This is a genomic window from Otoolea muris (genome assembly GCF_943193115.1).
Taxonomy (GTDB): Bacteria; Bacillota; Clostridia; order Lachnospirales; family Lachnospiraceae; genus Otoolea; species Otoolea muris.
This window is the reverse complement of the sequence record NZ_CALPCY010000022.1, coordinates 20,712-33,035: the sequence shown is the minus strand read 5'-3', so window position 1 is coordinate 33,035 and position 12,324 is coordinate 20,712. Positions and strand designations below refer to the sequence as shown.

Here is a 12,324-nt window from a genome sequence, read left to right as displayed (position 1 = left end):
CTGTTAAGAAATCACTTTTAAGAGTGCCTGTCTTTTTCTTCGGCAGCACTATTAAAAGTGATTTCCTAACAGTTCTTTACCTGAAAATATAAGGGCAGTCGCATCAAGCGATATCATTTCATATGAATGTGCTCCAGGCATCTCACGGCGCCTGATTTTGTGAGATTTGGGAGTGCATACGACCGCACAGGAGGAACAGGGTTTGAAACAGATTTCAATTCTGGTTCCCTGCTACAACGAGGAGGAGAACATCCGCCCCTTCCGGGAGGAGATTCGCCGTGTGTTCAGGGAATCTTTTTCAGATAAATACACGCTGGAGCTTTTATACATCGACGACGGCTCCAGGGACGGGACGCTTGAGCGGATCCGGGAGCTGGCCAGGGAGGATCCGGATGTGAAATACCTGTCTTTTTCCAGGAACTTCGGAAAGGAAGCGGCCCTTTACGCGGGCCTTGAGCATGCCTTCGGCGATTATGTGGCGGTGATGGACGTGGATCTGCAGGATCCGCCCTCCCTGCTCCCGGAGATGGCAAAGGCGCTGGAATCAGGCGAATACGACGTAGCGGCCGCGCGCCGGGAAGATCGGAAGGGAGAGCCGCCGGTGCGATCCTTTTTTGCCCGTTTATTTTACCGCCTGATCCGGAAAATATCGGATGTGGACATCGTGGACGGCGCCAGGGATTTCCGCCTGATGACGCGCCAGTATGTGGAAAGCCTTCTGGAGCTTAAGGAGTACAACCGCTTTTCAAAAGGGCTCTTTGGATGGGTGGGCTACCGGGTCAAGTGGATTGCCTATGAGAACATTAAACGGGAAAAAGGGAACACAAAGTGGTCGTTCTGGAAGCTCTTTTTATACAGCATCGACGGGATCGTGGCCTTCTCGGTCGTTCCGGCCGTGATGGCGGCCGCATTCGGCGCAGTGTTCTGCGCGGCGGCTTTTTTATTCCTGTTTGTGGTCTTTATCAGAGCCATGATTTACGGCGATCCCGTGGCCGGGTGGCCGTCGCTGGTCTGCATCATCCTCTTTGTGTCCGGGATCCAGTTCTTCTTTATGGGCGTGCTGGGGGAATATATGGCAAAGACCTATATGGAGGTCAAGAGACGCCCTGTATACCTGTGCAGGGAGTCGAATCTCGGGCGCAGGAGAGAAGAGGATAAAGGCGCGTAAATATGCGGCCTGGCCGCGCCCTGTCTGGAGAACTGGCCCGGCGCCGTTCAGGCCTGCTTACAGTCCGGAACCATTCAGGCCGGGATCGCATACGATGGTAGGAGGTCAGGCGGCCTTATGGATGAAACATTTTTCAGACATGTCCAAAGCCGTGAAAGGTCACCCGTTACTCGTATTTTGTAAACATTTCATAAATCCGCACTTGACCAATCTGGAAGGTTTTGCTATAGTAGATAGGGTAAGACCAGAGTGTTTTTAGTTACTGTCCACATCCTGCAGCCCGGTTTGTATGCAGTAACACGCTTCATAACGCACATAAACTGTTAAAAATGTCATACGTGCGGTTTTGTGTTGCTTCCCTCGGGAGGGGTTTTTGTAAATATGAATTTACAGATAATTCCCCACAGTGATTGGAGTCTGGATCGTAACATGCTTACACTCCAAAAAACATCAAAGTAATTGCAAGAAGGGGAAGGGTGATATGAAGAAAAAAATCAAGTCGATCCGGAGGCAGATCATATCAGGATACAGCAAGGTGATCCTGGTTATGTGCCTGTTGGTGGCAGTCTCCCTCATTTCGCTGACGCGTGTGAGCCGGGATTACCATGTGGTATCCAACAACCGGAACAATCAGGCGGATACGCAGTCGGCGCTTGCCAAGCATTACGAATGGCTGGAGACGTATACGGAGAGCATCCAGAATGGAACGCAGTTTACGGGAAGTTTGGATTACAATACCTGCCTGCTGGGGAAATGGATGGCCGGGGCCAGTTCCAAGGATCTCTCGGATCCGGTGATCAGGGATACGCTGGATTCCCTGATAGGGCCGCACCAGAGGATGCACACGCAGGCGGCCGATATTCTGGCGCTTGCAAAGACGGATAAGGATGCGGCGTACGCAAAATTTCAGGAGGAGATCAAGCCTCTGACCGAACAGGTCATCGCTGGCCTTGACACGATCTCCAACCGTTATCAGCAGATTGCGAATGAGACGTCCGAAGAGCTGGATCGCCTGATCCTGATCATGATTGTGCTGAATATTGTGAGCGCCCTGATTGGGTTTATACTGGCGGTATTCTACGGAAACCGCTCGTCAAAACAGATTTCCCGCCCGATTACCGCGGTGGCGGAGTGGTCTGAGCGTCTTTCAGAGGGCGCGGATCAGATTGAATTTGACAAGAAGATCCTCGCGGGCAATGAGGAGAATGAGATCGGCTCCATGATCCACTCATTTGAGCGCATGGTGGACAGCATCCACCAGAATGTGGAGGTAGTAAAGCGCCTTGCCCAGGGCGATATGACGGTATTTGTCAATATCCGCTCACAGGATGACTCGCTGGGAAAAAATCTGTACCATCTGGTGCAGTCAAATGATTTTATGTTTGCAAAGATCATCCGCATCGCGATGTCTGTCGCGTCCGCGTCGCAGAATATTGCAAATGCGAGCCAGATGCTGGCGGATACAGCTTCCAGGCAGGCGGACGCCGTGCGCGAGCTGAACGCTTCCACGGACGAGACGAGAGATCTTGTAAATGAAAATGCCAAGCAGATGGCCCAGGCCACGGAGCTGTCTCAGTCGATGCGCCGCGATATGGAGGAGAGCAACCACAAGATGAGCCTGCTCGTCGAGTCAGTGGATGAGATCAACAAGTCCTCGCAGAAGATCGCGAACGTGATTAAACTGATTGATGATATCGCGTTCCAGACGAATATCCTTGCCTTAAACGCGGCGGTGGAGGCCGCACGCGCCGGAGAAGCCGGCAAGGGCTTTGCCGTGGTTGCGGATGAGGTGCGCGTGCTGGCGCTTAAGAGCGCGGAGGCGGCGAATGAGAGCAAGGTGCTGATCGAGGCCACGATGAAGGCTACAAAGGACGGCAGCCAGACGAGTTCGGAGGCATTTAAGACCTTCCAGCACATTGTCACCGATCTGGATCAGATCAGCGATACGATTTCCAATATTTCCAGCTCTTCCAACAAGCAGGAGGAGGCGATTTCGCGCATTCACACGCAGGTCGGCCTGATCAATGATTCAATCACGGCGAATCTGTCCGTAAACCAGGAGGCGGCTGCCGCGAGCAGCGAGATGAGGGAGAATGCAAGGATTCTCGAAGAGGAGATGAACCAGTTCAACCTCCGCCAGAGAACGATGGGCCACGCTTATATTCCGCCCGAAAAGCAGGGAGACGAGGACTTTATCCGCGAGGCGAACGAGAACTACCAGAAAGCGCTTCAGAGAAATGTCGATCAGTCCCTTGGGATAGGACAGTGACAGAAAAAAGGTTGCCATTATTAAGAGCGTACAAAAAATCCGGTAAGGCGCGCATTGCCGCGCATTGCCGGATTTTTTTGCCGCTATATGTCTGTGCGCGTGATCTGCCTCCTGTGGCGCCCGCTTTGGCGCAGGAGCGTTTTCAGTCTGCCGCTGCTTTGTCCAGCGCCCGTTTTACCGCGTTGACCAGGGCCTGGGAGGTGTAAAGGCTGCCCTCCGGGTAGGAGAGGTTCTCTAAAGACTGGGCGGCCACGATCTGATCCGCCAGTGAGGCGGCGGCCGGGGCCATCAGCGGGTACATGGTTTCCACCGCGTCGCTTAGGCTGGTTACAGAGACGGCCCGGATGTAGTCCGCATCCACCGCGACCTCCACGTTTACATTTTGGCTGCCCAGGACAAGACAGGCGCTGTAGACGCCCGGTATGTAGGAAACGCTGTCCGCCGCGGCTGCGGCCGCTTCTTTTTTAGGGCGGAACATGATGAAAAACAGGGTGATCAGAAGAATGCCCAGGCCGATAAAAATGGCGGTATAAATAATTTCCTTCATGCGCAGCACGACAATTTTTGTTTTTGAGCTCATAAAAAAGCCCCCCGGTTTTATTTAATACAATCTATTACCGGAGAGGCTTTTTTATGCACATACCTGCGCTCCAACTGTTTGGGAAGCAAAGCCGTTACCCTGCGCGCATCTGTTATACATTGAAGCGGAAGAGCACCACATCGCCGTCCTTTACGACGTACTCCTTTCCCTCCATGCGGACCAGGCCCTTTTCCCTTGCGGCCGCGTACGAGCCGCAGTCCAAGAGATCCTGATAATTTACGACCTCGGCCTTGATAAAGCCCCTCTCAAAGTCCGAGTGGATCTTCCCGGCGGCCTGCGGGGCCTTTGTGCCCACGCGGATCGTCCAGGCCCTTGTCTCTTTCTCGCCGGCGGTTAAGTAGCTGATAAGGCCCAGGAGGCGGTAGCTGGCGGCGATCAGCTTTTCAAGGCCCGATTCGGCCAGTCCCAGATCCTCCAAAAACATCTTTTTCTCATCCTCGTCAAGCTCTGCGATCTCCTGTTCGATCTGGGCGCAGATGACAAAGACCTCGCTGCCGGTTTCGGCGGCAAAGGCGCGCACCTTATTGACAAACGCATCGTCCGCGGCGTCGCCTGCCAGCTCGTCCTCCGCGACATTCGCGGCAAAGATCACCGGCTTGGCGGTGAGCAGGTTTAAGGAATCAATAAACGCCGCCTCATCCTCGTCCGCGGCCTCATAGCCCTTTGCCAGCTTCCCGTCCTCCAGATGCGCGTAGAGGGCCTTTAAAACGGCAAGCTCTTTGGCCAGCGTCTTATTTCCCATGGCGCTTTTGGAAGTCCTGGCGATCCGGCGTTCGAGGATCTCCATGTCAGAAAAAATCAGCTCTAAGTTGATGGTTTCAATGTCGCGCAGGGGGTTTACACTCCCGTCCACATGGATGACATTGGGATCCTCAAAGCAGCGCACGACATGCACAATCGCGTCCACCTCGCGGATATTGGAGAGAAACTGGTTTCCCAGGCCCTCGCCCCTGGAAGCGCCCTTTACAAGGCCGGCGATGTCCACGAATTCAATGACAGCAGGGGTGATCTTTTCGGAGTCATAGAGGGCGGCAAGGCGCCCCAGACGGGCGTCCGGGACAGGGACAACGCCCACATTGGGATCAATGGTGCAGAACGGGTAATTGGCAGATTCCGCGCCGGCCTTTGTCAGAGAGTTAAACAGTGTGCTTTTGCCTACATTGGGCAGTCCAACGATTCCTAATTTCATGGCAGTTCATCCTTTCTCTTATATACGGCGCAAGTGGGAGCGCCGCTTCATATGAGCGCCGCCATGTACGGCCCGGGAGGGGCGTACGCAGCAGAGGCTCCGGTTTGTGCGGTGACAGGTCATATTGGCCCAAAATGCAGTCCTGGCCGGACGGCCGGGAAAAACAGGGCTGCGGCCCGGGGCCGACGTATACAAGGATACCATAGAATGCAGGGAAAGAAAAGAGATTTACTCTGAATCAGGCAAATTTTTGAGGGCGTCGCGCAACAGTTCAGATTGCCTGAACTGTTGCGGCGTCACCGTCGCTTCTTGTCGAATAAAATCGGCCGAATTTGTTTGATTTTTGGTGAATCACGAATTAAAATGATGGTATGCAGCCGAGCAGCGCAGAATCTTGCCAAACATGCGCCGTTCATGGTTAGAGCCGTGCCAGGAGAGACGAAAAGAAATGGGTGGGTAGAATGAAAAGCAGGCCGGATAGGAGGTGATATTGGTATTCGCAGTATCAGACATGGCAGCATTAACAAAAAGGAGATCAAAGAAGTATGACAAACGAAAAAGAAGTATTGATTCAGGAAATTGAAAACGCAAGGGAACGTTTGAATGCGAGTATCGATGAGAGAGAAGCTTATGGAACCATTTATAAGTGCAGCCTTGAGCTGGATCAACTTTTGAACAAATATCTTTTGACTGAATTCTGAACGGCATTGCATATATTTACATACTCAGCAAAAGCGGGGATGGGAAAATACGAGGTATTTCCCGTCCTTTTTATGTACACGGGCGTCCGGCGCGCGGGCGGGACCGCATAAGGAAGTTTGCCGCCAAAGCGGCATGCGGGCCGCCTGCATTTTTTTTTCGGAAAAATTCCTTGCTATTTCCGTCTATCTGTACTAAAATTAGGGTACAGGTGGAGGAAAGTGGTGAAAAGTGGTTCTAAATGGTTCTGAATGGTTCCAAAGTGGAGTACAATATAGATACAGGTGATTGCGATGTTCATGGGAGAATACAATCATACAATTGATGCGAAGGGACGTCTGATCGTTCCTTCTAAATTCCGGGAACAGCTTGGCGACGAATTTGTGGTTACAAAGGGTTTGGACGGCTGTCTCTTTGTGTATGATAATTCGGAGTGGAAGAACTTTGAAGAGAAGCTCCAGAAGCTCCCATTGACGAATCCGAACGCCAGAAAGTTCTCGCGTTTTTTCCTGGCCGGGGCATCGGCGTGCGAGGTGGACAAGCAGGGAAGGATCCTGCTTCCCGCGGTCCTGCGGTCCTTTGCGGGCCTTGAGAAGGAGGTTGCCCTGGTAGGCGTGGGAAGCCGGATTGAGATCTGGGATAAGGCGACCTGGGAGGAGAAGAATCAGTATGATGATATGGATGAGATTGCAGAAAATATGGAAGGCCTTGGCATATGATGTTTGAACATAAATCCGTGCTGCTTGCGGAGACGATCGAGAGCCTGCGGATCCGCCCGGACGGCGTCTATGTGGACGGGACGCTGGGCGGTGGCGGACATGCCTTTGAGGTCCTAAAGCGCCTTTCGGATAAAGGGCGCCTGATCGGCATGGATCAGGACGCGGACGCGATCGCCGCCGCCAGTAAGCGCCTGTCGCCGTTTGGCGGCCGGGCGGTGATTGTGAGAAGCAATTATGAGCAGATGGGCGGGGTTCTTTCCGATCTCGGCATCCGCGAGGTGGACGGGATCTGCCTGGATCTGGGGGTTTCGTCGTATCAGCTCGATACGCCGCTTCGCGGGTTTTCTTACCGGGAGGACGCCCCGCTGGATATGCGCATGGATCAGCGCGGCGAAAGAACGGCAAAGGATCTGGTGAATACGTACAGCGAAGGGGAGTTGTACCGCATGATCCGGGATTACGGTGAGGATCGGTTTGCGAAGAATATTGCAAAGCATATTGTACAAAATAGAGAGAAAAAGGAGATTGAGACTACGGGAGAGCTGACAGAGATTATACGGGCGGCGATTCCGGCCAGAATCCGGGCCACGGACGGGCATCCTGCCAGACGCACCTTCCAGGCTCTGCGGATTGAGCTGAACCGGGAGCTGGAGGTTCTTAAGAATTCTCTGGACGGGATGATTGACCGGCTGTCCCCAGGAGGACGGCTGTGCGTGATTACCTTCCATTCCCTGGAGGACCGGATTGTCAAGAACTGTTTCCGGTCCAATGAAAATCCCTGTACCTGCCCGCCGGATTTTCCGGTCTGCATGTGCAATAAGAAGAGCAAAGGGCGCGTGGCGACGCGAAAGCCCATCCTGCCTTCACTGGAGGAGATTTCGGAGAATAAGCGGGCAAAGAGCGCGAAGCTGAGGGTGTTTGAACGGGCGTGACAGGGGCGTCCGCCCGGTTTTCGGCGGCGGAAAACGGATATCCGGAGCGCCCGGAGACAAAAGGACGCCGGACGGCTTAAGACGAGTATCAGGAGGTGACTGCCATGGCTGCGAGGAGGAGACGGCCTGACCAGGCCAGGACCTATGTGGATGGCAATACGGTCAGGAAAACAGAACGCCATACGTATGAGGAAGCCCCGGGACGAAGCGTCCGGGAGCAGAGCAGGCACAGCCGCAGGGTGATGAGAAACCAGGCGAAGGCCCGCTATGTGGACGGCCCTTATGTATTTGCGCTGACCATTGCGGCGGTTGTCACCTTGTTTTTATGCATGAATTACTTAAAGCTGCAGTCTTCGATCTCCTCAAGGCTCCGCCATATTGAGGAGCTGGAGCTTAAGCTGGAGCATTTAAAATCAGAAAATGATGCCCTGGAAACCCGTATCGACACGTTCCTGGACCTGGACTATGTGTTTAAGGTGGCTACAGAAGAGCTTGGCATGGTGTATGCCAATAAGGATCAGATTCTTTTGTATGATAAGACGGAAAGTGAGTATGTACGGCAGTATGAAGACATCCCAGAACACTAATGGCGGGCAGCCTTTTCGGAAATATATGAGGGAAAAGCTGGCAGTTACCGTCCTGGTAATTATGCTGGCTTTGTTTGCGCTTGCGTGGGTTTTATACCAGCTTGTGAAGGACAGGGGGGAGGCCTATAACCAGATTGTGCTTGGCCACCAGAATTATGAGAGCAGGACGATCCCGTTTAAGCGGGGCAGTATCGTGGACCGCAACGGGACGTATCTGGCGGTCAGCGAGAAGGTCTACAACCTGATCCTGGATCCCAAGATCATGCTGGAGAAGGATGAGCAGTACGAATATACGGAGGCCACAGTGGAGGCGCTTGTCGAGTGCTTCGGCTATGACAGGCAGGAGCTGATGAAGGTTCTGGAGGAGAAGAAGGATTCGCATTATGTGATCTATGCAAAACAGCTTGCGGCTGAGGATAAGGAGCGGTTTGAGAATTACCAGCAGGAGCGCAATAACGAATACCGTAAGCTCCCGGCTGAGGAGGGCGGCCACCGCCGGATCGCGGGAGTCTGGTTTGAGGATGAGTACCGGCGCGTCTATCCGTATAAGGAGCTGGCCTGCCACGTCCTGGGGTACGCCTTAAAGGACGGGACGGCCTCGGGCGGCGTGGAGCAGTATTACAACAGCGTCTTAAGCGGTGTGAACGGCAGGGAGTACGGCTATTTAAACGACGATTCCAATCTCGAGAGGACGGTCAAGTCCGCGCGCAACGGCCAGACGCTGGAGCTGACAATTGACGCCAATATCCAGAAGATCTGCCAGAAATATATTGACGAGTGGCAGGCGGGCATTGGCAGCAATGTGGCGGCCGTGATCGTTATGGATCCCAATACGGCGGAGATCCTGGCCATGGACACCAGCACGCGATATGATTTGAATGATCCGTATAATCTGGAGAAATATTATACAGAGGCGGAGATCGCGGCCATGGATGAACAGACCAAGGCCGAGGCATGGTACAGGATGTGGCGCAATTTCTGCATCAGCGATTCGTATGAGCCGGGATCGCCGCAAAAAGCCCTGACCGTAGCGGGCGCCATGGAGGAGGGGGCGATCGACGGGACGGAAACCTATAAATGCGAGGGCGTGCTGCACATCGGGGACTGGGATATCCACTGTGTGGCGAGAATCGCGGGGCATGGCCCCTTAACCATCACCCAGGGGCTGATGAAATCGTGCAATGTGGTTATGATGCGCATTGTGCAGCGCGAGGGCAGGGACAAATTTGCCGGCTACCAGAGCATTTTCGGCTTTGGGGCCAGGACGGGCATCGATCTTCCGGGCGAGGCGGAGGGCCTTATTTACAAGGCGGAAAACATGGATCCGTCCTCCCTGGCGACGAATGCCTTTGGGCAGAACTTTAACTGCACCATGATCCAGATGGCGGCCGCGTTTTCCTCCCTGATCAACGGAGGCTCCTATTATGAGCCCCATGTGGTGAAGCGCATTCTGGACGAGCAGGGCGCGGTAGTGCAGAAAAAGGACCCGCAGCTTGTGAGGGAGACGGTGTCAGAGAGCACATCGGCATTCATCCGTAACGCGCTTTACCAGACCGTGTCAGGCGAAGGCGGCACGGCGGGCGCGGCGGCGGTTGAGGGCTACGAGGTGGGCGGGAAGACGGGTACGGCGGAGAAGCACCCGCGCTCGGAAAAGAATTACCTTGTCTCCTTTATCGGGTTTGCGCCGGCCTATGACCCGCAGGTGCTGGTCTATGTGGTTCTCGATACGCCGCACCTGGAGGGAAAAGAACAGGCCCATTCCACCTTCGCCAGCGAGATTTTCAGCAAGATCATGGGGGAGATTCTTCCTTATATGAATGTATTCCCGGACGGCGACGCGGCGCAGCCGGAGGATGAGGAGCTGGCGGCGCAGGAAGAAGGCATCTTAAGCGGGCTCGGCCAGGAGGAAGGCGGGGAAGAAAACCCGGATGAGACGGAAGGAAACTGGGACTCCTACGACGAAGAATTCCTGGATCCGGGCGAGGATGAATACTACTACCCGGAGCGTCTGCCGGCCGGGGCGGATACGGATCCGGAGCGGACCGGGGACGGTTACGGAGGATTCCCGTTTGGGACTGCCGGGAGCGGAGGCGGCGCGTTTGGAACTTCGCCCGGAGACGGAAACGCCGGTTCACAGACGCCGGATGAGACCGGGGAAAGCGCGGCGGAGGGCAGGAGCGGCGAAGCCGGGACGGAGGCGGAGAGTGGAAGCGCGGAATCTGCGCCCGGGACGGAGAGCGGCAGATAAGGGAAGAATTACGGGCTGACAGCCCGGACAGTGATAAATCGTAACATAAAACGGGCCCCTGCCCAATATACTTTACCAATAAGACATGCGGGGGACGCGCTGTGAGCCGGAATCAGACGCATCACAGAGGAAGGATTGTATTTACCTTTATCGCGCTGTGCCTGTGCATGGCGGGGCTTTCGGGGCGGCTGTTTTACCTGATGGTTTACCGGGCGGAGTATTACAGCCAGATGGCCGAGGATCTCCACCAGAGGGAGAGGACAATCAAGGCTGCCAGAGGGCGTATCCTGGACCGGAACGGCGTGGTCATCGCCGATAACCGGACAGTCTGCACCATTTCCGTGGTCCACAACCAGATTGAGGAGCCGGAGGAGGTGATCCGGGTTCTGAGCGCAGAGCTGGGGGTGGATGAGGAGACGGTCCGGAAAAAGGTGGAGAAGTATTCGGCCAGGGAGATCATTAAGACAAATGTAGATAAAAAGGATGGGGACCGCATCCGCCTGGCAAAGCTGGCCGGCGTGAAGGTGGATGAGGATTACAGGCGCCATTACCCGTACGGCAGCCTGGCGTCCCGGGTGCTTGGCTTTACAGGCGGCGATAATCAGGGCATTATCGGCCTGGAGGTGCAGTATGAATCCTGGCTTAAGGGGCAGGACGGCATGATCCTCACGCTGTCGGACGCCGCCGGGGTGGAGATTGAGAACGCCGCGGAGGACCGCCTGGAGCCTGTGGCGGGGCATGATCTGGTGACGAGCCTGGATGTGAATATCCAGAAATACGCGGAGCAGGCGGCTTACCAGGTTCTCGAAAAGAAACACGCGAAAAGCGTTTCCATCATTGTCATGAATCCCCAGAGCGGCGAGATCCTGGCCATGGTCAACGCGCCGGAATTTGATCTCAACGAGCCGTTTACGCTGATTCCGGGAATAGCGGCGGACGCGGAGGGGAAAAATACGGAGGAGCTCTTAAACCGGATGTGGAGGAACCGCTGCATCAATGACACGTATGAGCCCGGCTCTACGTTTAAGATCATTACAGCCGCCGCCGGGCTGGAGGCCGGAGTCGTGTCGCTTGCAGACACGTTTTCATGCCCGGGCTTTCGGATCGTGGAGGATCGGAAGATCCGCTGCCACAAGACGAGCGGCCACGGCAGTGAAAATTTCCTGCAGGGGATGATGAATTCCTGCAATCCGGTGCTGATCGATGTCGGCCAGCGGCTGGGCGTGGATGCGTATTACCGCTATTTCAGCCAGTTCGGGCTGCTGGGAAAGACGGGGATTGACCTGCCGGGCGAGGCGGCCACGATCATGCACAAAAAGGAAAATATGGGCCTGGTGGAGCTGGCCACGGTGTCCTTTGGCCAGTCGTTCCAGATAACGCCTCTGCAGCTCATCACAACCGCGTCCTCCATTGTAAACGGAGGACGGCGGGTGACGCCCCATCTGGGCGTGAAGGCCGTCAACCGTTCCTCGGGCTCGGTCCGCGTATTTTCCTATCCGGATAAGGGCGTGATTCTCTCAGAGGAGACGAGCGCCTCGATGCGCTACATTTTAGAGCAGGTGGTGGCAGAGGGCAGCGGGAAAAATGCCAGGGTCGAGGGCTACCGCATCGGCGGGAAGACGGCGACATCGGAGAAGCTCCCCAGAAGCCTGAAAAAGTATATTTCCTCCTTTCTCGGCTTTGCCCCGGCGGATGATCCGCAGGTAATGGCCTTAATCACCATCGACGAGCCGGAGGGAATCTACTACGGCGGAACCATTGCGGCGCCGGTGATCGGCGGGCTGTTTGAGAGTATTCTGCCGTATCTGGGAATTTAAATGGTTGATCATTCCACAAAAAAGACGTATACTATTCCTTATTCATAGCGGCTGCGTAAGGATGAGCCGTTACGGTATCTTTGGCTCTACATAAG

At 54.8% G+C, this 12,324-nt stretch carries 11 protein-coding genes; 9 read left to right on the top strand and 2 right to left on the bottom strand.

Annotation, left to right across the window (positions count from 1 at the left end; all coding sequences use genetic code 11):
• Window positions 1-202: 202 nt before the first annotated feature.
• Together NFS31_RS14090 and NFS31_RS14085 are read left to right on the top strand one after the other, a co-directional pair.
• Entirely contained in the window at window positions 203-1,168 is a 966-nt protein-coding gene (locus tag NFS31_RS14090) for a glycosyltransferase family 2 protein (RefSeq protein ID WP_251496159.1), read from the top strand.
• Window positions 1,169-1,649: 481 nt separating this feature from the next.
• Window positions 1,650-3,437, top strand: coding sequence for a methyl-accepting chemotaxis protein (locus NFS31_RS14085; protein WP_251496156.1), 1,788 nt, complete (start codon window positions 1,650-1,652; stop codon window positions 3,435-3,437).
• 142 nt (window positions 3,438-3,579) lie between these two features.
• Here the strand turns inward: NFS31_RS14085 and NFS31_RS14080 are convergent, their stop codons facing one another.
• Entirely contained in the window at window positions 3,580-4,017 is a 438-nt protein-coding gene (locus NFS31_RS14080; protein WP_251496153.1) for an FMN-binding protein, read from the bottom strand.
• Between the two features lie 112 nt (window positions 4,018-4,129).
• Complete coding sequence (ychF, locus tag NFS31_RS14075) at window positions 4,130-5,227, bottom strand: redox-regulated ATPase YchF (protein ID WP_251496150.1); 1,098 nt, start codon at window positions 5,225-5,227, stop codon at window positions 4,130-4,132.
• Between the two features lie 545 nt (window positions 5,228-5,772).
• On the opposite strand from ychF, the gene NFS31_RS14070 reads away from it, so the two are divergent.
• The 7 genes from NFS31_RS14070 to NFS31_RS14040 all read left to right on the top strand — a co-directional run bounded on the left by NFS31_RS14070 (window position 5,773) and on the right by NFS31_RS14040 (window position 12,229).
• Window positions 5,773-5,928 carry an aspartyl-phosphate phosphatase Spo0E family protein gene (locus tag NFS31_RS14070; RefSeq protein ID WP_251496146.1) on the top strand — a complete coding sequence of 52 codons (156 nt, stop codon included), beginning with the start codon at window positions 5,773-5,775 and terminating at the stop codon, window positions 5,926-5,928.
• 291 nt (window positions 5,929-6,219) lie between these two features.
• A complete protein-coding gene (gene mraZ, locus NFS31_RS14065) occupies window positions 6,220-6,645 on the top strand; it encodes a division/cell wall cluster transcriptional repressor MraZ (RefSeq protein WP_251496143.1) in 426 nt (141 codons plus the stop codon).
• Window positions 6,642-7,577, top strand: coding sequence for a 16S rRNA (cytosine(1402)-N(4))-methyltransferase RsmH (rsmH, locus tag NFS31_RS14060; protein ID WP_251496141.1), 936 nt, complete (start codon window positions 6,642-6,644; stop codon window positions 7,575-7,577). The genes mraZ and rsmH overlap by 4 nt, the downstream gene beginning before the upstream one ends.
• A complete protein-coding gene (locus tag NFS31_RS14055) occupies window positions 7,564-7,707 on the top strand; it encodes a hypothetical protein (RefSeq protein ID WP_251496139.1) in 144 nt (47 codons plus the stop codon). Before rsmH ends, NFS31_RS14055 begins: the two co-directional genes overlap by 14 nt.
• Window positions 7,682-8,164, top strand: coding sequence for a septum formation initiator family protein (locus NFS31_RS14050; protein WP_251496137.1), 483 nt, complete (start codon window positions 7,682-7,684; stop codon window positions 8,162-8,164). The genes NFS31_RS14055 and NFS31_RS14050 overlap by 26 nt, the downstream gene beginning before the upstream one ends.
• Window positions 8,130-10,412, top strand: a complete 2,283-nt coding sequence (locus NFS31_RS14045) for a penicillin-binding transpeptidase domain-containing protein (protein WP_331482659.1) — start codon at window positions 8,130-8,132, stop codon at window positions 10,410-10,412. Before NFS31_RS14050 ends, NFS31_RS14045 begins: the two co-directional genes overlap by 35 nt.
• 101 nt (window positions 10,413-10,513) lie before the next feature.
• Complete coding sequence (locus NFS31_RS14040) at window positions 10,514-12,229, top strand: peptidoglycan D,D-transpeptidase FtsI family protein (RefSeq protein ID WP_331482658.1); 1,716 nt, start codon at window positions 10,514-10,516, stop codon at window positions 12,227-12,229.
• The last annotated feature ends 95 nt before the right edge of the window (window positions 12,230-12,324 follow it).